The following is a 19,040-nucleotide window of genomic DNA, read 5'->3' on the forward strand; positions in this document are numbered from 1 at the left end:
GAGACGAGGAGAAGCGCATGACCCGAGCCGCCCCCGAGCCACGCAAGACCCTGGACCCGGATGTCGTGGCCCAGTGGCTCGCCCGTCACCCTGACTTCTTCGTCGGCCGCGAGGGCCTGCTCCAGCAGCTCAAGGTGCCGCACCCCGAGGCCCGCGGCGCCACCTCCCTGCTGGAACGGCTGGTGGCGGACCTGCGCACCCGCGCCGAGCAGGCCGAGTGGCGCCTGGAACAGCTGCTGGAATCGGCCCGCCACAACGAAGCCCAGTATCGCCGGACCCGGGAGCTGGTGCTGGCCCTGCTGGAGGCCGAGGACGGCGATGCCCTGGGCCAGGCCCTGGCCACCCAGTTCAGCGAGCGCTTCCAGACCCCGGCGCTGGCGCTGTGGTGCCCGGCCAGCCTCACCGACCGCGAGTCGCAGCCGCCCCAGGCCCCCCGCCAGGTGCTCGACGACCATGTGGCCCAGCGCCTGGCGGCCCTGCTGGACGGTCGGGCGAGCCGCTGCACCCGACTGACGCCCACCGACTGGAAGCGCCTGCTGCCCCACGCCCCGGCGCCGGACAAGGCCGGTTCCTGTGCGCTGGCCCGGCTGACCCTGGGCGAGCCGCTGGGCTACCTGGTGCTGGCGAGCCCCGACCCCGACCACTTCCGCGCCAGCATGGACACCCTGTTCACCGAGTACGTCGGCGACGTGGTGGCCCGCCTGCTGATGCGCCTGGCGCCGCCACGCCATGGCTGAGCCGACCCGGCTCGACGGCCAGCTGGCCGACTACCTGGCGGCGCTCTCCCGTACCGCCAGCGCGGCCACAGTGGCAGCCTATCGCCGCGACCTGGCCGCGCTGGGCGACTTTCTGGCCGCCAACGGGGTGGCCGACGGCGCCGCCCTGGACGCCGCCCTATTGCGCCGCTTCCTCGGTGGCGAACGGGCCCGGGGCCTGGCCCCCCGCAGCCTGGCCCGGCGCCGAGCGGCCATCTCCGGCTTCGCCGACCACCTGCGGGCCGCCGGCGTGCTGGACCACAACCCGGCCAGCCTGGTGCGCACGCCGCGCCTGCCCAGGGACCTGCCGCGACCGGTGGACGTGGATGCCCTGGCACGCTTTCTCGACACGCCCCACGACGGCTCGCCCCTGGCCTGCCGCGACCAGGCCATGCTGGAGCTGTTCTACTCCAGCGGCCTGCGCCTGGCGGAACTCGCCGCCCTGGACCTCGGCGACTTGCAGCCCCAGCGGGTGCGAGTGCTGGGCAAGGGCGGCAAGCCCCGCCAGGTGCCGGTGGGCCGTCGCGCCCGGGCGGCGCTGGAGATCTGGCTCGGCGTGCGCGGGACCCTGGCCGGTGACGGCGAGACGGCGCTGTTCGTGGGGGCACGCGGTGCCCGGCTCGGCCATCGGGCCATCCAGCAGCGCCTGGCAAACCTGGCCCGCCAGCGGGGCCTGGCCGAGCACCTGCACCCCCATCGGCTTCGCCACTCCTTCGCCAGCCATCTGCTGGAGTCCAGCCAGGACCTGCGGGCGGTCCAGGAGCTGCTGGGCCATGCCAACCTGGCCACCACCCAGGTCTACACCCGACTCGACTGGCAGCACCTGGCGGCCGGCTATGACGCCGCCCACCCCCGCGCCCGACGCCGCCGCCCCAACGACAGTGACTGAACCCATGACTCGCCTTCCCCTCCAGGCCCTGACCTTCGACCTCGACGACACCCTCTGGGACAACCGCGAGGTGATGACCCGTACCGAGCAGGGCCACTATGCCTGGCTCGATGACGCCCTGGCCGAGTGGCTCGCCGAGCGGGGCGAGCCCTCGCGCGGCCGCTTCGCCGAGCGCCTACCGATCACGGCCTACCAGCAACGCCGACAGGAACTCGCCGAGCGCCACCCGCTGCGCCGCGGCGACTTCACCTGGATCCGCGAGCACGCCCTGGCCTCGCTGCTGAAGGAGTTTGGGCTGCCCCATGAGGCGGCCTGGCACTGGGCGGCACGCGCCATGGAGCACTTCCACGACCTGCGCGTGCAGGTCTCCCCCTATCCCGAGGTGGAACCGATGCTCAGCGAGCTGGGGGCGCGCTACCGGCTGGGCTCCATCACCAACGGCAACCTGGCCTTCGACCGCCTGCCCCTGCGCCGCCACTTCGCGGTGGCGATCGCCGCCGGGGAGATCCACGCCCCCAAGCCCGACCCCCGCCCCTTCCTGATGGCGCTGGCCCGGCTCGACACACCGCCGGCCCGGGCGATGCACGTGGGGGATTCGTGGAAGGAGGACATCCTGCCGGCGATCCGGCTGGGCATGCAGGCGGCCTGGATTGCCGGTGATACGCCCCATGGCGCGCCGCTACCCGTGGGCGTCCATCGCCTGGCGCATATCCGCGAGCTGCCGGCCCTGCTGGAGAAGCTGGGGCAGCAGTGATACGGGCGGCCGAGCAATTCCGGCCGATCCGTCCAAACGCGGGGGGAAACGCGGCGCGCGAAGGCCAGGCTAGGCAAGCGGCGGTGACTGGCAGTCAATGAGCCTTCCCAGGCGGCGGTTAACGCCGCCTGGTCGAGCGCAGCCCGTTGTCACTGGCGTTCGGCGAACAGCCAGTCGTCGAGGCGCGCATGCACCTCCTCGATGCCCTGCTTCTTGAGGGCGGAGAACAACTGGACGCTCACCAGGTCTTCCCACTCGCGCAGTCGCGAGCGCACCTGGTGCAGGGCATTCTTCGCGGCGCCGGCCTTCAGCTTGTCGGCCTTGGTCAGCAGGATGTGCACCGGCATATCCTGGTCATCCGCCCAGCCCAGCATCGTCTGGTCGAACTCGGAGAGCGGATGACGCACGTCCATCACCAGCACGAGGCCGCGCAGGGAGGTGCGCCGCTGCAGGTAGTCCGCCAGGTGGCGTTGCCACTCGAGCTTGACCTGTTCGGGGACCTTGGCGTAGCCGTAGCCCGGCAGGTCGACCAGCCGGTGCGCGGTGTCCTCGCCCAGGGAGAAGAAATTGATCAGCTGGGTGCGCCCGGGGGTCTTGGAGGTCCGGGCCAGCGCCTTCTGGTGCGTCAGGGCATTGATGGCGCTGGACTTTCCGGCGTTGGAGCGCCCGGCGAAGGCCACTTCGGCGCCGCCATCGGACGGGCATTTCGCCAGGGTCGGCGCACTGATGAGGAAGCGGGAGGCCTGGTAGTTGAGTCGCGACATGGCGGGAGTTTCCTGACGTTGATCAAGGGTACCGCGGCTTGCATTCCCGCAGCACAGGTGTTCCGTTATAATGCAGTGACTTTTGTCTGCGACCCGGGGCGCGCAAGTATACCACCGTGCTCCCGCCGGCAGCGACCGACCAGGCTACGTCGACAGCTTCCGGCAGCAAGGCTCGCCCGCACCTCCCGGGCGGCACCCAGGGTACGTACCGGTCAACAACATAACGGCATAGTGGATTAGCGATGAGAAAGCTACTGGCAAGCCTGGCAATCACCATGAGCGCCGTCGGCGCCGCCCACGCGGACCTCCAGTCGGACGCGGATGCCGCCGCCGGCCGCGAGAAGGCACAGGCCTGCGCCGCCTGTCACGGTCAGGAAGGCATCAGTCCGTCCGGCGCCTTCCCCAACCTGGCCGGCCAGCAAGCCTCCTATCTCGCCAAGCAGATCATGGACATCCGCGACGGCAACCGTAACGTGCCGCAGATGGCCGGCCAGGTGGACAACTTCTCCGACCAGGATGCCTGGGACGTGGCCACCTACTTCGCCGAGAAGGACCCGGCCCTGGGTCAGGCAGACCCGGAGCCCGCCCTGGTCGAGCATGGCCGCGAACTGTACCGGGCCGGCGACCTGGCCAAGGGACTGCCGGCCTGTGCCGCCTGCCACAGCCCGACCGGCGCGGGGATCGGCAGCGCCGTGTATCCCGCGCTGTCCGGCCAGAAGAACGATTACGTGGTCGCCACCCTGCAGGCCTTCGCTGCCGGCGAGCGGGCCAACGACCCCAACGCCATCATGCGCGACATCGCCGCCAAGATGAGCGACCGTGACATGGAAGCCGTGGCCAACTACGTGCGCGGGCTGCACTGAACGCGTCCCGCATGGCTTCGGCATCACCGGTATTCGACGAGGGCGGCCCTGGGCCGCCCTCGGCGTCTCCGGGAACCCGGACGGCTGGCCACACTCCAACTCGGCGATGCCGTGCCCACGGCGCCCCCCTGGATCATGACACACTCAAGGAGAGCCCCTCATGTTCAAGTCCCTGATCGTCGCCCTGGCAGGCCTGGGCCTGTCCACCCTCGCCTCCGCGGCCAACCTGGTGGAGGGCGAGCACTACACTACCCTCGACGAGCCGGTGAAGACCCTAGTCGAGGAGGGCAAGATCGAGGTCACCGAGGCCTTCTGGTATGGCTGCCCCCATTGCTACAACCTGGAAGAGCCCCTCAATGCCTGGGTCGCGGAGCTCCCCGAGGACGTGGTCTTCCAGCGCCTGCCGGCCACCATGGGCGGCGCCTGGAACAAGCACGCCACGGCCTTCTATGCCGCCAAGGAGCTGGGCATCCAGGAAGACCTGCATGACGACTTCTTCGACGCCTATCATGAGCAAGGCCGGCGCCTGACCGAGGTCGAGGATATCGCCGCCTTCTTCAGCAACTATGGCGTCAGCGAGGAGGAGGCCAGCGAGGCGCTGACCGCCTTCGGCGTCAAGTCCCAGGTCAACCAGGCCCACGCCCGCATGCGCAACATGGGCCTGATGGGGGTGCCGGCGCTGATCGTCGATGGCCGCTATGTGGTGACCCCGAGCACCGCCGGCAGCCTCGACAACATGCCGCAGGTGGCCGGCGCCCTGGTGGACAAGGTGCGCGAGGAACGGAAGGACTGACATGACTTCGACGCTGGCCGATGCCAGATGGCCGCTGCGCGAACGCGGCCTGCTGAAACTGCTCACCTTCAACCTGCAGGTGGGCATCCAGACATCGGCCTACCATCACTACCTGACCCGCAGCTGGCAGCACCTGCTGCCCCATCCGCGACGCCTCAAGCGCCTCGACATGATGAGCGAGGTGCTGGGGCGCTTCGACATCGTCGGCCTCCAGGAGGTCGACGGCGGCAGTTTCCGCTCCGGGCGGGTCAACCAGGTGGAGTATCTGGCCCATCGCGCCGGCTTTCCGCATCATTACCAGCAGCTCAACCGCAACCTGGGCCAGCTCGCCCAGCACAGCAACGGGCTGCTGTCGCGCCTGCCCCCCTCCCGGGTCGAGGAGCATAGCCTGCCCGGCACCCTGCCCGGCCGTGGCGCCATCCACGCCCGCTTCGGCGAGGGCCCCGACGCCCTGCACCTGTTCGTCGCCCACCTGGCGCTCAGCCATCGGGGCCGGGTGCGCCAGCTCGACTACCTCAGCGAGATCATCGCCCCCCTGCGCCACGTGGTGGTGATGGGCGACCTCAACTGTACCCCGGACCAGCTCCATGCCCACTCGCGGTTTCGCGACTCGCTGCCGCTGCACCCGGTGCGCCCGCCGCTGAGCTACCCCTCCTGGCAGCCTCGCCGGGCCCTGGACCATATTCTGCTCTCGGATTCCCTGGAGGCCCACCGGGTCGAGGTGCTGGAGCACCTCTTCTCCGACCACCTGCCCGTGGCCATCGACGTCACCCTGCCCGAGGCCTGTCACGCCACCCTGGCCAAGAGGTAAGACCAATGTCGCCCCCATCGTTGTAACAGACGATGAACGATTCCCGTATAGTCTGCAGGGGGCCCCGCCGGCACCGCGGGGTCACGATTTCCTATGCTGACCATGGAACCCCCTAGCGAGACGCCCCATGCCTGATTCCCGCGAGCTTCCCAGTGCCCTGGCACGGCTCGACCGCTTGTCCGAATGGCTCGGCAGGAGCCTTTCCTGGCTGGTCCTGCTGATGATGCTGGTCCAGTTCCTGATCGTGGTGCTGCGCTACGCCTTCAGCGTCAACAGCATCCCCATGCAGGAATCGGTGATGTACATGCACGCCACGGTGTTCATGCTGGCCGCGGCCTATACCCTGCGCCACGATGGCCACGTGCGGGTGGACATCTTCTATCGGGCCATGCCGGCAAAGCGCAAGGCCCTGGTCGACCTGCTGGGTCACCTCTTCCTGCTGATGCCGGTGATGATCTTCGTGATCCTCGTCAGCCTCGGCTACGTCAGCAAGTCCTGGCGCATCTTCGAGGGCTCGCCGGACTCCGGCGGCATTCCCGGCGTCTTCCTGCTCAAGACCCTGATCCCGCTGTTCGCCGCCCTGATGATCCTCCAGGGCCTGGTCGAGGCCTGGCGCAACGTGCTCATCATGACCGGCCGCATCGCCCCCAAGGAAGAAGAACACCACGAGGAGCACCTGTAATGATGGAGTTCATGCCCCTGGTGCTGTTCGCCGTGATCTGCACCGTCCTGATGTTCGGCTATCCCGTCGCCCTGTCCCTGGCCGGCACCGCCCTGGCCTTCGCCGGCCTGGGCACGGGCCTGGAGGCACTGGGCATCGACGCCAACTTCGATGCCGGTTTCCTGTCGGCCTTCCCCAACCGCCTCTACGGCATCATGACCAATCAGACGCTGCTGGCGGTGCCACTGTTCGTGCTGATGGGCGTACTGCTGGAGAAGTCGCGGGTGGCCGAGACCCTGCTCGAGGCCATGGCCCTGCTGTTCGGCTCGCTGCGCGGGGGGCTCGGCATCTCGGTGACCCTGGTCGGCATGCTGCTCGCCGCCTCCACCGGCATCGTCGGCGCCACCGTGGTGACCATGGGCCTGATGTCGCTGCCGACCATGCTCAAGCGCGGCTACAGCATGCCCCTGGCCACCGGCACCATCTGCGCCACCGGCACCCTGGGCCAGATCATCCCGCCGTCCATCGCCCTGGTGCTGCTGGGGGACGTGTTGTCCTCGGCCTACCAGCAGGCCCAGCTGTCCATGGGCATCTTCAGCCCCAAGACGGTGTCGGTGGGCGATCTGTTCATGGGCGCCCTGGTGCCCGGCCTGCTGCTGGTGGTGTTCTACATCGCCTATGTCGCCGTTATCGCCTGGCTCAAGCCCAGCGCCGCGCCCGCCGTCGATCGCCGCGACCTGATGGAGGAGCTCGGTCACCAGGGTGGTCTCGGCCTGCTGCTGCTCAAGGGGCTGGTCCCGCCCATCGTGCTGATCGTGGTAGTGCTGGGTTCGATCCTCGGCGGCTTCGCCACGCCCACCGAGGCGTCGGCCGTGGGGGCCTTCGGCGCCCTGGTGCTGGCCCTGGCCTATCGCCGCCTGGACGTCGCCACCCTCAAGGAAGTGCTGCGCTCCACCGTCAACGTCACCACCATGGTGTTCCTGATCCTGATCGGCGCCGCGCTGTTCTCGCTGGTGTTCCGCGCCTATGGCGGCGAGCACCTGGTGACCGCGGTCTTCGAGAGCATGCCCGGCGGGGTGATCGGCGCGACCCTGGTGGTGATGCTGGTGATCTTCCTGCTCGGCTTCATCCTCGACTTCATCGAGATCACCTTCGTGGTGGTGCCCATCGTCGGGCCGATCCTGCTGGCCATGGGCCTGGATCCCGTCTGGCTCGGCATCATGATCGCCATCAACCTGCAGACCTCCTTCCTCACGCCGCCCTTCGGCTTCGCGCTGTTCTACCTGCGCGGCGTGGCGCCGGACTCGGTACCCACCTCGTCGATCTACCGCGGGGTCATCCCCTTCATCGTGCTGCAGCTCGGCATGCTGCTGGCCCTGTCCTGGTTCCCGGGGCTGGCCACCTGGCTGCCGGACCAGTTCTGACGTGAGCGTGGAATCGGCCGCCCGGGAGACCGGCAGCGGCCGTCTATAGTGACTCGACACAGGTTTCACCGGGAGGGCGGATGCCCTCCCCTGCCGACCGGTCCGACGCGGGCCACTTCCCAACAAGGCACACAACGAGAGGGAATCGCATGCAACCGAAAGCACTCGCCATGGCCATCAGCGGCGCCGCCGCCGGCCTGATGCTGGCCGCGGGAACCGCCCAGGCCCAGGACACCTACGAGTGGAAGATGGTGACCTCCTGGCCGAAGAACTTCCCCGGCGTGGGCCAGGGGCCCGAGCGGCTGGCCAAACTGGTCGACGAGATGTCCGATGGTCGCCTGACCATCGAGGTATTCGGTGCCGGCCAGCTGGTGCCCGGCTTCGAGGTCTTCGACGCCGTTGCCGAGGGCACCGCCGAGATGGGGCATTCCGCGTCCTACTACTGGAAGGGCAAGGCACCGGCGGCGCAGTTCTTCGCCGCCGTGCCCTTCGGCATGAACGCCCAGGAGATGAACGCCTGGCTGCACTACGGCGGCGGCCTGGAGCTGTGGAACGAGCTGTACGACGACTTCGGGGTGGACGTCATGGCCGCCGGGGCCTCCGGCGTGCAGATGGGCGGCTGGTACAACAAGGAAATCAACTCCGTCGACGACCTGGAAGGCCTGAAGATGCGCATGCCGGGGCTCGGCGGCGAGGTCATGAGCCGCATGGGCGTGGCGATCGTCAATATGCCGGGCGGCGAGATCTTCACCTCCCTGCAGTCCGGCGCCATCGACGCCACCGAGTGGATCGGCCCCTACAACGACCTGGCCTTCGGCCTGCACCAGGCGGCGGACTACTACTACTACCCCGGCTGGCACGAGCCGACGGTGATGTTCGAGGCCATCGTCAACGAGGAGGCCATGGCCTCGCTGCCGGCGGACCTGCAGGCGATCCTGCGCACCGCGGTGCGTGACGTGAATGCCGACGTGCTCGACGAGTACACCGCACGCAACAACGACGCCCTCGAGACCCTGATCAACGAGCACGACGTGGAGCTGCGTCGCCTCCCGGACGACGTCCTGGCCCAGGCCAAGGAGCACTCCGCAGACGTGGTCGCCGAGCTCGCCGAGTCCAGCGAGATGGCCCAGAAGATCTACGACTCCTACCGTGCCTTCCAGGACAAGGTCGTGAACTACCACGCCATCTCCGAGCAGGCCTACTACAACGCCCGCAACCCCGAGGGCGCCCCCACCAGCGGCGAGTGATCGCCGAGTGCCCCCGCGGCCCCCTGTGACGGGCCCGCGGGGGCACCCCCTCGCGCCGACGCGCCTCAGCCGCCGGCCAGCACACTGAGCTCGCGCACCCAGGCGATCATCGGCGCCGGGTAGACGCCCAGCAGGATGGTCACCAGGGCCAACCCTGCCACCACCACGCCCCCGGCCCGGCCGCCCCAGTCCACGGCGACGTCGCGGCGACGCATGCCCGGCTCCACCAGGTAGAGGGTGACCATCACCCGCAGGTAGTAGTAGAGCCCGATGGCACTGCCCAGCACGATGCCGGCCACCAGCCACCAGCGCTGGGCCTCGACGCCCAGGGCCAGCAGGTAGAACTTGCCGATGAAGCCGGCGGTGAAGGGGATCCCGGCCAGCGACAGCAGGCTCACGGTCAGCACACCGGCCAGGTAGGGATGGCGCCAGAACAGGCCCCGGTAGTGGTGCAGGGCGGCAGCATCCTCGCCGCCGTGGGGGCTCGACAGCAGAGTGACCACGCCGAAGGCGCTGAGCGTGGTGACCAGGTAGGTGACCAGGTAGACACCGCCACTCTCCACGGCCAGGTCGCCGGCGACGACCAGCACCAGCATCAGGTAGCCGAAATGGGCGATCGACGAGTAGCCCAGCAGGCGCTTGAGGTTGGCCTGGCGCAGGGCCAGCAGGTTGCCCACCAGCATGCTGGCCAGGGCCAGCGCCGCCAGGATGGCGCCCATGGCCTCGGCCTGGAAGGCCGGGGCGGTCGTCACCAGGCGCAGGACCACCACGAAGACCGCCACCTTGCTCGCCGTGGCCAGGAAGGTCGCGGCGGGGCCCGGCCCCCCCTCGTAGACGTCCGGCGTCCACAGGTGGAAGGGCACCACCGACAGTTTGAAGCCCAGCCCCACCAGCATCAGACCGGCCCCGGCCAGCCCCCAGCCCCCCGGCCGGCCGGCGAGGCCCGCCGTCAGGGCGGCCAGGTCCAGCTGCCCCGTCTGGGCATACAGCAGCGCCATGCCGAACAGCAGGAAGGCCGAGGCCGCCGCGGAGAGCAGCAGGTACTTGATCCCGGCCTCCAGCGAGCGGCGCTCGTGGTAGGCATAGGCCAGCATCCCGTAGAGCGGCATCGACAGCAGCTCGAGGCCCAGGAACAGCGATGCCAGGTGGCGGCTCATGGCAAGGACCATGGCGCCCGCGGCGGCGCTCAGCAGCAGCAGGTAGAACTCCTCGCGTGCCCCGCGGTAGTGCTCCAGGTAGGCATGGCCCAGGGTGGTGCAGGCCAGCGCCGCGACCAGAATCAGGGCCATCGCGAACAGCGCCAGGCCGTCGACCACCAGCAGCGGGGTGGCCAGCGGCGCCATCCGCCAGGCCAGCGGCAACACCGACAGCGCCAGGCCGAGGCCGACCCCGGTGACCACGGCCGTCGCGGCATGTTGGCGCCGCCAGGCGATACCCAGCAGTACCCCGAGGATGGTCGCGGCGACGATGGCCAGGGGCGACAGGGCCAGCAGCGCGGCCGGGGTCATGGACTCACCTCCCCGGCCAGGGCCGGCAACGTGGCGCTGGCCGCGAACAACCGCTGGACCGCACCCATGGCGTCCCCGGTGGTATCCAGCAACGGCTGGGGGTAGAGGCCGAACAACAGCACCAGGGCCACCAGGCCGAGCATCATGGCGTACTCGCGCCGGTCGAGATCGGCCCAGTCGCCCTCGCCCCGGGGAGCGCCGAAGTGCACCCGCTGCATCAGCAGCAGGGAATAGATGGCGGCCAGCACCAGGCCCGCGCTGGCGACCACCACCACGCCGGGCGCCACCGGGAAGCTGCCGAACAGGATCATGAACTCGCCTACGAAGTTGGCCGTGCCCGGCATGCCCAGCGAGGCCACGGCGAAGCACAGGGTGAAGGCCGGCAGGCTGCCCAGGCGTCCCCACAGCCCCCCCATCTCGCGCATGTCGCGGGTGTGCAGCCGCTCGTAGAGCTGGCCGCTGAGGATGAACAGCCCGGCCGCCGAGAAGGCATGGGCCACCATCATCACCACCACGCCCTGCAGGGCCAGCTGGGTGCCGGCATAGATGCCGATCAGCACGAAGCCCATGTGGGCGATGCTGGTATAGGCGATCAGGCGCTTGATGTCCTGCTGGCCACAGGCCAGCAGCGCGCCGTAGACCACCCCGACCAGTCCCAGCCCCATGGCCACCGGGGCGAAGGCCTGGGAGGCCTCGGGAAACAGCGGCAGGGCGAAGCGCAGCATGCCGTAGGCCGCGGTCTTGAGCAGGATCCCCGCCAGGTCGACGCTGCCGGCGGTGGGGGCCTGGGCGTGGGCATCGGGCAGCCAGCCGTGCAGGGGCACCACCGGCAGCTTGACCGCGAAGGCGACGAAGAAGCCCAGCATCAGCCACATCGCCAGGCCGTCGGAGAGTGGCGTCTCGCGCAGCACCGCATAGCTGAAGGAGTACTCGCCGCTATGGGCATGCTGGGCGAAGACCAGCCCGAGGATGGCCACCAGCATCAGCAGGCCGCTGGCCTGGGTATAGATGAAGAACTTGACCGCCGCCCGGATGCGGGTCCTCCCCGGCGCACCGCTGTGTCCCCACAGGGCGATCAGGAAGTACATCGGCACCAGCATCATTTCCCAGAAGAAGAAGAACAGGAAGAGGTCGATGGCCAGGAAGACGCCGACCACCCCGCCGAGGATCCACAGCAGGTTGAGGTGGAAGAAGCCCACCCGGCCGACGATCTCCCGCCAGGAGCACAGCACCGCCAGCAGCCCGAGCAGGCTGGTCAGGGCGATCAGCACCAGCGACAGGCCGTCCAGCGCCAGGTGCACCTCGATGCCGAAGCGCGGGATCCAGGGGACCCGCCACTCCAGCCCCCAGGCCGGGCCGGCCTCGACCTGCGGCAGGCGGTAGTCGCCGCCCCACCACAGCGCCAGGGTGATCGCCAGCTCGAGCGCCATGGCCGCCAGCGCCAGCCAGCGGGGCGCCACCTCGTTGACGCGCTCGGCCTGCCAGCACAACAGGCCGCCAAGGAAGGGAATCAGGATCAGCCAGACCAGGGTCATGGGCACGCTCGTTCCTCGCGTGATGGCATCACGTCACTCTCCTCAGTCGCCGAAGGTCAGTCCCAGCAGGACCAGGGTAGCGCCGACCACCATGGCAGTGGCATAGCGGCGCAGCCGACCGTTCTGGGTCCGTGACAGGCCGTGGTGCATCCACCAGGCCTGACCGGCGAGTCGCTGCCAGCCGGCGTCGATGGCATCGCCGTGCAGCCGGCGCACCAGCCCACGATAGGGCCGTGCCAGCAGCGCCTCGAAGAGCACATCGAAGCCCCAGGCCTCGTGCCACCAGTGCCACAGCCGGGCGCCCCAGCCCCGGGCGACGACACGCCCGAGCCAGGCCCGGCGCCAGCCCCACAGCCAGGCCCCCAGGGCGAGCCCCGCCAGTGCGGTCGCCGCGGCGACCGCCTCCAGCAGGCCGTGGCCGCCATGGGCGTCCGCTCCGGGGCTCGCCGGGAACAGGCCCGCCAGGGGCGGGGTGATCCCGGCGCCGACGGCCGTCGAGAGCACCGCCAGCACCCCCAGGGGCAGGCCATGCACGAGCCCCCGCCCTGGCCGGGCCTGGCGGGCGGCATCGCTTCTCGCCTCGCCGTGGAAGGTGAGCACGATCAGCCGCAGGGTATACAGGGAGGTCAGCAGGGCCCCCAGCAGGCCGGCCAGCAGCAGGCCACCGCGTCCCGCGGCCAGGGCCTGCCAGAGGATCTCGTCCTTGCTGTAGAAGCCGGCACTGACCAGCGGCAGCGCGGCCAGGGCCGCCCCGCCGATCAGGAAGCCGGCGTAGGGCAGCGGCAGGCGCCGCCACAGCCCGCCGAGCCGGCGCATGTCCTGCTCGTGGTGGCAGTTGACGATGACCGCCCCGGCGGAGAGAAACAGCAGTGCCTTGAAGAAGGCGTGGGTCATCAGGTGGAAGATCGCCGCCTCGAAGGCGCCCACGCCCAGGGCGAGGAACATGTAGCCGATCTGGCTCATGGTCGAGTAGGCCAGCACCCGCTTGATGTCGGTCTGGGCCAGGGCGGCGAAGCCCGCCATCAGCAGCGTCAGGCCGCCGATCACGCCGACCAGCAAGAGCACCGCCGGGGCCAGCACGAAGAGGCCATGCAGCCGGGCGATCAGGTAGACGCCGGCGGTGACCATGGTCGCCGCATGAATCAGTGCCGACACCGGCGTGGGACCGGCCATGGCATCGGCCAGCCAGGTATGCAGCGGCAGCTGAGCCGACTTGCCGAGCGCCCCGCCCAGCACCAGCAGCGCCGCCAGCGAGGCCATGGGGTCGCCGCGCGTCCAGGCCTCGGCGGCCCGGTCCGTGAGCGCGGCGATGTCCAGGGTGCCCAGCTCGCGAAACAGCAGGAACAGGCCGAGGGCCAGGAAGACGTCGCCGATACGGGTGACGATGAAGGCCTTGAAGGCCGCCCAGCCGTTGGCGGCGGTCCGGTAGTAGTGGCCGATCAGCAGGTAGCTGCACAGCCCCACTCCCTCCCAGCCGAGGAACAGCAGCAGCAGGTTGTCGCCCAGCACCAGCAGCACCATGCTGGCCACGAACAGGTTCATGTAGGCATAGAAGCGCCGGCTGCCGCCCTCGCCGCTCAGGTACCAGGCGGCGAACAGGTGGATCAGAAAGCCCACGCCGGTGATGACGCCGAGCAGGGTCAGCGAGAGGCCGTCCAGCCACAGGCCGATGGTCGGGCGGAAGTCGTCGACGGCGATCCAGGTCCACAGGGTCAGGCCGGCGGCCCCGTCCTCGACAAAGCGCACGGCCAGCCCGGCGGTGACCAGGGCCGCCAGCCCCACGCTGGTCACCCCGACCAGGGCACAGGCCCGCTCGCCGGGGCCGCGGCGCCACAGCGACAGCACCAGGGTGCCGGCCAGGGGCAACAGGAAGGTCAGGGGCAGCAGCGCCATCGGGACCTCCATCAGCCGCGCATCCGGTTGGCCGCATCGACATCCAGCGTGCGGAAGCGGTGCTGGAGCTGGATCAGCAAGGCCAGGCCCACGCTGGCCTCGGCCGCCGCCAGGGTGATCACCAGCAGGAACATGGCCTGGCCCTCGGGCTGTCCCCAGGCGGTGCCGGCGACGATGAACGCCAGCCCGGCGGCATTCAGCATGATCTCGAGGCTCATCAACACGAACAGCATATTGCGCCGCATCATCAGCCCCGCCAGCCCCAGAGCGAACAGGATCGCCGCCAGCGCCAGACCGTGCGCCATGGGGATGCCGCTCATGAGCGTTCCTCCCCCGGCGTGGTGCCGGCGCCGGCACGGCTCGCCAGGCGGCCCACATGGGAGGCGGTGACCAGGGCCGCCAGCAGCAGCAGCGCCGCCAGTTCCACGGCGATCAGCCAGGGGCCGAACAGCGTCATGCCCACCGCCTTGGCGGTCAGCAGCTCCCCCGCGATGGTTCGCCCGCCGTCGCTTCGCCACAGGTCGAAGGCAAGCACGCCCAGCAGCAGCAGGGCCAGCAGCGCCGGCCCCAGCCAGGTCGACGGCCGCAGCCAGGTCCGCTCCTGGGCAACGGCGGCACCGCCGAGGTTGAGCATCATCACCACGAAGACGAACAGCACCATGATCGCGCCGGCATAGACGATGATCTCCAGGGCCCCGGCGAAGGGGGCGCCGAGGGCGAAGAACACCATCGCCACACTGATCAGCGAGACGATCAGATACAGCAGGGCATGTACCGGGTTGGTGTGGGTGATGACGCGCAGCGTCGCCAGGATGGCGACCAGACCACTCAGGTAGAAGGCAGTTTCCATGGCAGTCTCCCGTGGCGAATGGTGGCTCAGGGCAGCAGGGTCCTGACGTCCACCGGGTCCCTCTCGTCGCTGGCCTGGCCCTTGTCCTTCCCGGCGATCGCCAGGCCCGCCACCTTGTAGAAATGGTAGTCGTGATCCTTACCGGGACCGTCGATCAGCAGGTCGGCCTTCTCGTAGACCAGCTCCTGCCTTCGGTACTCGCTCATCTCGAAGTCGGGGGTCAGCTGAATGGCCGAGGTCGGGCACGCCTCCTCGCACATCCCGCAATAGATGCAGCGGGAGAAGTTGATGCGGAAGGTCTCGGGATACCAGCGGCCGTCGTCCTTCTCGCCCTTCTGCAGGGCGATGCAGTCCACCGGGCAGGCCACCGCACAGAGGTTGCAGGCCACGCAGCGCTCCTCGCCGTCCGGGTCCCGGGTCAGCACGATGCGCCCCCGGTAGCGGGGGGGCAGGTAGACCTCCTCGTCCGGATAGTTGACCGTCTCGCGCCGGCGGAAGCCGTGCATGAAGATCATGTACAGCGTCCTGAGCTGCGATCCGGTGCCCTTGATCAGCCACATCAGCATCGTCTTTCCTCCTCTCAGGACGGGGCGGCGAGCAGGATCGCCGCTCCGGTCACCAGCAGGTTGACCAGGGTCAGCGGCAGGCAGACCTTCCAGCCGAAGCCCATCACGCCGTCGTAGCGCGGCCGCGGCAGGGCCGCGCGCAACAGGATGAACAGCGTCACCAGCACCAGCGTCTTGAGCGCAAACCACAGCCAGGGGGGCAGCCAGGGGCCCAGCCAGCCGCCCAGGAAGAGCGTCACGATCAGCGCCGAGACCAGCACGATGCCGATGTACTCGCCGATGAAGAACATCCCGAACTTCATGCTGGCGTACTCGATGTGGTAGCCGTCGGCCAGTTCCTGCTCGGCCTCGGGCTGGTCGAAGGGATGGCGGTGGGTCACCGCGATGCCGGCGACCAGGAAGGTCACGAAGCCGAAGAACTGCGGCAGGATGAACCACAGCCCCTGCTGGGCCGCGACGATCTCGCGCAGGTTGAAGGAGCCGGCCATGGCCACCACGCCCATCAGCGCCAGGCCCATGAACACCTCGTAGGACAGCGTCTGCGCCGAGGCCCGCATGGCGCCGATCAGCGCATACTTGTTGCCGCTCGACCAGCCGCCGAGCAGCACCGCATAGACGTTGATGCCGGCCATGGCGAGGAAGAACAGCAGGCCGATATGCCAGTCCGCCACCCCCCAGTCGGGAGTGAAGGGGATGATCAGGAACGACAGCAGCAGCGACGCCATGGCGATGGCCGGTGCCATCACGAACAGGCCGCGGTCGGCGAAGGGCGGGATCCAGTCCTCCTTGAAGAAGATCTTGAGCATGTCGGCGACCAGCTGCAGCGAACCGGCCGGCCCCACCCGGTTGGGCCCGTAGCGGTCCTGCCACAGCCCCAGCAGGCGCCGCTCGACCACCGTGAGCACCGCCCCCAGCAGCACCGCCCCGAGCAGGATCACCAGGGCCTGGAGCATGGCGACGAGCACCGCGACGACCTCGGGAGTGAACAGAGTCATGGGCGCCTCCGCTCGCCGGCCGGCTCGAGCCGGCCCCACTGGCCGGTGGCGAGGCCCGGCACCAGTCCCGCCGGCACGCCCACCAGGCCGGGCGCCAGGCCGGCCGAGCAGGACAGCGGCAGAGTCAGCCGGCCGGCCGGGGTGAGCAGGGTCAGCCGGTCGCCTTCGGCAAGCCCCAGCCGCGCAGCCTCGTCCCCCCCCAGCTGCAGCGTCGGGGCCGCCGCCCGGGCGGCGATCATCGGCGCCCGTCGCGAGGTCTCCTCGCCGCCGAACAGCCGCGGCAGCACCACCAGCTGCCACTCGGCGTCACGCCGGACGAAGCCCTCCGGGACCGCCCTGGCATAGGCGTAGTCCCCGGGCACGGGGCCCAGCAGGCGCCGCCCGGGATCGCCGGCGCGCAGATGGCCCCCGACCTCGTCGGTGAACTTGTTCCAGGCCTGGGGGGAGTTCCAGCCCGGGGCCCAGGCGAAGGCGTTCTCCTGCTGGGGTCGCCCGGCGCCGGCATAGCCCTCCATGGAAAAGGCAAAGGGCGAGTCCGGGTCCTGCGGCGGGCGTGGCTCGCTGACCGCCAGGTGGGCCCGCAGCGCGGTGCGGCCGCTGTAGCGGTGCGGCTCGCGGGCCTGGCGCAGCCCCTGGACACGGTGGTCGGCGTGGTCCGCGGCCTCGACGATGGCCGACAGGGCCGGATGCTGGCGGGCACAGTGGCGAGTCTCGTCGTCGAGCCGGGTCTCCCCGACCCGGCGACGCTGTACCGTCCCCTGCAGGGCATGCAGCCAGCGCCAGCTCTCGCGGATACGGCTCTCGGGACGCAGCACGCCCGGCTCGAACACCTGGAAGAAGCGCTGGGCGCGGCCCTCCAGGCTGACCAGGGTGCCGTCGCCCTCGGCGAAGCTCGCCGCCGGCAAGCCGAGCCCGGCCCGGGACCAGACGGCGGTGCGCTGGTGGTCCAGCACCACCAGGGTGGCCAGCGCCTCCAGGGCGCGCTCGAGTCGCTCGCCGGGCAGCCGGGCATGCAGGTCGTTCTCGAGCACCACCAGGGCGTCGGCGCGGCCTGCCTCGATCTCGCCGAGGGCCCATTCCAGCGGCCGGCCGCCGAGCATCGCCACCCCGGTGCTGTTGGCCTCGGCGCGGATCAGGCTGAGGCCGCCCGGGCGGGCCCGCCGGGCCAGGGCCCGGGCGACGTTGCCGGCCGCCTCGAGAACCGCCGTCGAGCCCAGGGCATCGCCGCTGACCACCAGCGGCCGCTCGGCGGCCAGCAGGGCCGCGGCGATGCGCCGGGCGGCGGCCGCCAGGGCCGGGTCGAGGCTCGCCACCTCGGGCGCCGCGGGGTCCAGGGCCTGGGCCACGGCGGCACCCAGCCGGGCGATGTCGTCCGGGGCCAGGCGCCAGCTGGCCTCGGCAAGGCCATCCAGGCCGGTTGCCGCCGGGTAGGCGATGAACAGCGGATGGCGCCGGTCCTGGGCCAGGGTCTTGACCGCCTCGGCGTTCCAGGCCGGAATGCCGCGCTCCGCGGCCAGCGCCTCGCGACGGCCGAGCACCGCCTGGCGCAGCGCGAGGCCCAGCCGGGCGGCGCTCGCCAGGGGGGCCTCGCCGAGCACCAGCACCGCGTCATGGGCCTCGACCTCGCGCAGGCTCGGGGTGGCCAGCCCACCCTCCCGCTGAAGCCGTTCCATGGTCGCCAGGCAGGCCTGCTCGGCAGCGGTGACGCCGAGCGAGAAGTGCTCCCCCCCGACCAGCTCGCGCAGCCGGTGGTTGCTCTCCAGGCTGGCCCGGGGGGAGCCGATGCCGATCACCCGCCGGGCACTGCGCAGCCGGTCGCCCGCCCGGTCCAGGGCGGCATCGACCTCCAGGGTCACCGCCGCGGCCCCGGGGGACTCGCGCCACTCGGGCAGCCGCGGGCGGTCGTCGCGATTGACGTAGCCGTAGCCGTAACGCCCGCGATCGCAGAGGAAGAAGCGGTTGATCTCGCCGTGGTAGCGGTTCTCCACCCGGCGCAGCTCGCCGTAGCGCTCGCCGGGGCTGATGTTGCAGCCCACCGCGCACTGGTGGCAGATGCTGGGGGCGAACTGCAGGTCCCACTTGCGGGTGTAGTGATCGCCCGGCGGGCGGTCGGTGAAGACGCCGGTGGGACACACCTCGCTGAGGTTGCCGGCGAAGGGGCTCTCCAGCGGGCCATCCCGGTGGCGCCCGAAGTAGATGTTGTCACCGGCGCCGAAGGCGCCCAGGTCCTCACCGCCGGCATGGTCGCGATAGAAGCGCACGCAACGGTAACAGGTGATGCAGCGGTTCATCTCGTGACCGAGGAAGGGCCCCAGATCCTGGTTGCGGTGGGTGCGCTTGGTGAAGCGGTAGCGTCGCCGGGCATGGCCGGTCATCACCGTCATGTCCTGCAGGTGGCAATGCCCGCCCTCCTCGCACACCGGGCAGTCGTGGGGGTGGTTGAGCATCAGCCACTCGATGACGCCGCGCCGAAAGGCCCGGGCCTCGGCGTCGTCGATCGACAGCCGCGTCCCGTCGGCGGCGGGGGTCATGCAGGCCATCACTAGGCTGCCACGGTCGTCGTCGGCATCGCGGTATTGCTTGACCGCGCACTGGCGACAGGCGCCCACGCTGCCCAGCGCCGGATGCCAGCAGAAGTAGGGCAGGTCGAGGCCGAGCGACAGGCAGGCGGCGAGCAGGTTGTCATCGCCGTCGACCCGGTAGGCGATGCCGTCCACGTGGATCGTCGCCAT

18 protein-coding genes are annotated in these 19,040 nt (G+C 70.2%); 9 read left to right on the plus strand and 9 right to left on the minus strand.

All coding sequences use genetic code 11. The features are described from left to right. Window positions 1-17: 17 nt before the first annotated feature. The 3 genes from EKG36_RS05415 to EKG36_RS05425 are packed head-to-tail and all read left to right on the plus strand — an operon-like array spanning window position 18 to window position 2,398. On the plus strand, window positions 18-737 hold the full coding sequence (locus EKG36_RS05415; RefSeq protein ID WP_126481819.1) for a DUF484 family protein: 720 nt from the start codon (window positions 18-20) through the stop codon (window positions 735-737). Further along, window positions 730-1,644, plus strand: a complete 915-nt coding sequence (locus tag EKG36_RS05420; protein ID WP_126481821.1) for a tyrosine recombinase XerC — start codon at window positions 730-732, stop codon at window positions 1,642-1,644. Before EKG36_RS05415 ends, EKG36_RS05420 begins: the two co-directional genes overlap by 8 nt. A 4-nt stretch (window positions 1,645-1,648) precedes the next feature. After that, window positions 1,649-2,398 carry an HAD family hydrolase gene (locus EKG36_RS05425; protein WP_126481823.1) on the plus strand — a complete coding sequence of 250 codons (750 nt, stop codon included), beginning with the start codon at window positions 1,649-1,651 and terminating at the stop codon, window positions 2,396-2,398. A gap of 149 nt (window positions 2,399-2,547) precedes the next feature. Here the strand turns inward: EKG36_RS05425 and yihA are convergent, their stop codons facing one another. After that, window positions 2,548-3,162: a ribosome biogenesis GTP-binding protein YihA/YsxC gene (gene yihA, locus EKG36_RS05430; RefSeq protein WP_126481825.1), complete on the minus strand. Its 615-nt coding sequence runs from the start codon at window positions 3,160-3,162 to the stop codon at window positions 2,548-2,550. 242 nt (window positions 3,163-3,404) lie between these two features. Between yihA and EKG36_RS05435 the strand changes: the two genes are divergently transcribed. The 6 genes from EKG36_RS05435 (at window position 3,405) to EKG36_RS05460 (ending at window position 8,961) form a co-directional block, all read left to right on the plus strand. After that, window positions 3,405-4,025, plus strand: coding sequence for a c-type cytochrome (locus tag EKG36_RS05435; RefSeq protein WP_126481827.1), 621 nt, complete (start codon window positions 3,405-3,407; stop codon window positions 4,023-4,025). Between the two features lie 160 nt (window positions 4,026-4,185). Beyond that, the gene (locus tag EKG36_RS05440) at window positions 4,186-4,818 is read left to right on the plus strand and encodes a thiol:disulfide interchange protein DsbA/DsbL (protein ID WP_126481829.1); all 633 of its coding nucleotides are present in this window, start codon (window positions 4,186-4,188) and stop codon (window positions 4,816-4,818) included. Window position 4,819: 1 nt separating this feature from the next. Continuing rightward, window positions 4,820-5,629, plus strand: a complete 810-nt coding sequence (locus EKG36_RS05445; RefSeq protein WP_126481831.1) for an endonuclease/exonuclease/phosphatase family protein — start codon at window positions 4,820-4,822, stop codon at window positions 5,627-5,629. A 127-nt stretch (window positions 5,630-5,756) separates the two neighbouring features. Continuing rightward, window positions 5,757-6,311 carry a TRAP transporter small permease subunit gene (locus tag EKG36_RS05450; protein WP_126481833.1) on the plus strand — a complete coding sequence of 185 codons (555 nt, stop codon included), beginning with the start codon at window positions 5,757-5,759 and terminating at the stop codon, window positions 6,309-6,311. Beyond that, window positions 6,311-7,714 carry a TRAP transporter large permease gene (locus EKG36_RS05455; protein WP_126481835.1) on the plus strand — a complete coding sequence of 468 codons (1,404 nt, stop codon included), beginning with the start codon at window positions 6,311-6,313 and terminating at the stop codon, window positions 7,712-7,714. Before EKG36_RS05450 ends, EKG36_RS05455 begins: the two co-directional genes overlap by 1 nt. 149 nt (window positions 7,715-7,863) lie before the next feature. Next, window positions 7,864-8,961 (plus strand): TRAP transporter substrate-binding protein, encoded by a 1,098-nt coding sequence (locus EKG36_RS05460; protein WP_126481837.1) that lies wholly within the window; start codon window positions 7,864-7,866, stop codon window positions 8,959-8,961. A gap of 65 nt (window positions 8,962-9,026) precedes the next feature. Here the strand turns inward: EKG36_RS05460 and nuoN are convergent, their stop codons facing one another. The 8 genes from nuoN to nuoG are packed head-to-tail and all read right to left on the minus strand — an operon-like array spanning window position 9,027 to window position 19,040. After that, window positions 9,027-10,469 (minus strand): NADH-quinone oxidoreductase subunit NuoN, encoded by a 1,443-nt coding sequence (gene nuoN, locus EKG36_RS05465; protein ID WP_126481839.1) that lies wholly within the window; start codon window positions 10,467-10,469, stop codon window positions 9,027-9,029. Further along, complete coding sequence (gene nuoM / locus EKG36_RS05470) at window positions 10,466-12,004, minus strand: NADH-quinone oxidoreductase subunit M (protein ID WP_126481841.1); 1,539 nt, start codon at window positions 12,002-12,004, stop codon at window positions 10,466-10,468. Before nuoM ends, nuoN begins: the two co-directional genes overlap by 4 nt. 42 nt (window positions 12,005-12,046) lie before the next feature. Then, complete coding sequence (gene nuoL, locus EKG36_RS05475) at window positions 12,047-13,897, minus strand: NADH-quinone oxidoreductase subunit L (protein ID WP_126481843.1); 1,851 nt, start codon at window positions 13,895-13,897, stop codon at window positions 12,047-12,049. A gap of 11 nt (window positions 13,898-13,908) precedes the next feature. Next, on the minus strand, window positions 13,909-14,217 hold the full coding sequence (nuoK, locus tag EKG36_RS05480) for an NADH-quinone oxidoreductase subunit NuoK (RefSeq protein WP_126481845.1): 309 nt from the start codon (window positions 14,215-14,217) through the stop codon (window positions 13,909-13,911). After that, window positions 14,214-14,747: an NADH-quinone oxidoreductase subunit J gene (gene nuoJ, locus EKG36_RS05485; RefSeq protein WP_126481847.1), complete on the minus strand. Its 534-nt coding sequence runs from the start codon at window positions 14,745-14,747 to the stop codon at window positions 14,214-14,216. The genes nuoK and nuoJ overlap by 4 nt, the downstream gene beginning before the upstream one ends. Window positions 14,748-14,773: 26 nt before the next feature. Further along, window positions 14,774-15,313 carry an NADH-quinone oxidoreductase subunit NuoI gene (gene nuoI / locus EKG36_RS05490; RefSeq protein ID WP_126481849.1) on the minus strand — a complete coding sequence of 180 codons (540 nt, stop codon included), beginning with the start codon at window positions 15,311-15,313 and terminating at the stop codon, window positions 14,774-14,776. A 14-nt stretch (window positions 15,314-15,327) separates the two neighbouring features. After that, window positions 15,328-16,308: an NADH-quinone oxidoreductase subunit NuoH gene (nuoH, locus tag EKG36_RS05495; RefSeq protein WP_126481851.1), complete on the minus strand. Its 981-nt coding sequence runs from the start codon at window positions 16,306-16,308 to the stop codon at window positions 15,328-15,330. After that, window positions 16,305-19,040: an NADH-quinone oxidoreductase subunit NuoG gene (nuoG, locus tag EKG36_RS05500; RefSeq protein ID WP_126481853.1), complete on the minus strand. Its 2,736-nt coding sequence runs from the start codon at window positions 19,038-19,040 to the stop codon at window positions 16,305-16,307. Before nuoG ends, nuoH begins: the two co-directional genes overlap by 4 nt.

The sequence above is a fragment of the Halomonas nitroreducens genome (genome assembly GCF_003966155.1).
Classification (GTDB): Bacteria; Pseudomonadota; Gammaproteobacteria; order Pseudomonadales; family Halomonadaceae; genus Halomonas; species Halomonas nitroreducens.

Bases quoted from the DNA above. Each gene is read 5' to 3' on its own strand.
- EKG36_RS05415 (WP_126481819.1), top strand. From the start codon at position 18: ATGACCCGAGCCGCCCCCGAGCCACGCAAGACCCTGGACCCGGATGTC.
- EKG36_RS05420 (WP_126481821.1), top strand. From the start codon at position 730: ATGGCTGAGCCGACCCGGCTCGACGGCCAGCTGGCCGACTACCTGGCG.
- EKG36_RS05425 (WP_126481823.1), top strand. From the start codon at position 1,649: ATGACTCGCCTTCCCCTCCAGGCCCTGACCTTCGACCTCGACGACACC.
- yihA (WP_126481825.1), bottom strand. From the start codon at position 3,162: ATGTCGCGACTCAACTACCAGGCCTCCCGCTTCCTCATCAGTGCGCCG.
- EKG36_RS05435 (WP_126481827.1), top strand. From the start codon at position 3,405: ATGAGAAAGCTACTGGCAAGCCTGGCAATCACCATGAGCGCCGTCGGC.
- EKG36_RS05440 (WP_126481829.1), top strand. From the start codon at position 4,186: ATGTTCAAGTCCCTGATCGTCGCCCTGGCAGGCCTGGGCCTGTCCACC.
- EKG36_RS05445 (WP_126481831.1), top strand. From the start codon at position 4,820: ATGACTTCGACGCTGGCCGATGCCAGATGGCCGCTGCGCGAACGCGGC.
- EKG36_RS05450 (WP_126481833.1), top strand. From the start codon at position 5,757: ATGCCTGATTCCCGCGAGCTTCCCAGTGCCCTGGCACGGCTCGACCGC.
- EKG36_RS05455 (WP_126481835.1), top strand. From the start codon at position 6,311: ATGATGGAGTTCATGCCCCTGGTGCTGTTCGCCGTGATCTGCACCGTC.
- EKG36_RS05460 (WP_126481837.1), top strand. From the start codon at position 7,864: ATGCAACCGAAAGCACTCGCCATGGCCATCAGCGGCGCCGCCGCCGGC.
- nuoN (WP_126481839.1), bottom strand. From the start codon at position 10,469: ATGACCCCGGCCGCGCTGCTGGCCCTGTCGCCCCTGGCCATCGTCGCC.
- nuoM (WP_126481841.1), bottom strand. From the start codon at position 12,004: ATGACCCTGGTCTGGCTGATCCTGATTCCCTTCCTTGGCGGCCTGTTG.
- nuoL (WP_126481843.1), bottom strand. From the start codon at position 13,897: ATGGCGCTGCTGCCCCTGACCTTCCTGTTGCCCCTGGCCGGCACCCTG.
- nuoK (WP_126481845.1), bottom strand. From the start codon at position 14,217: ATGAGCGGCATCCCCATGGCGCACGGTCTGGCGCTGGCGGCGATCCTG.
- nuoJ (WP_126481847.1), bottom strand. From the start codon at position 14,747: ATGGAAACTGCCTTCTACCTGAGTGGTCTGGTCGCCATCCTGGCGACG.
- nuoI (WP_126481849.1), bottom strand. From the start codon at position 15,313: ATGCTGATGTGGCTGATCAAGGGCACCGGATCGCAGCTCAGGACGCTG.
- nuoH (WP_126481851.1), bottom strand. From the start codon at position 16,308: ATGACTCTGTTCACTCCCGAGGTCGTCGCGGTGCTCGTCGCCATGCTC.
- nuoG (WP_126481853.1), bottom strand. From the start codon at position 19,040: ATGGCGACGATCCACGTGGACGGCATCGCCTACCGGGTCGACGGCGAT.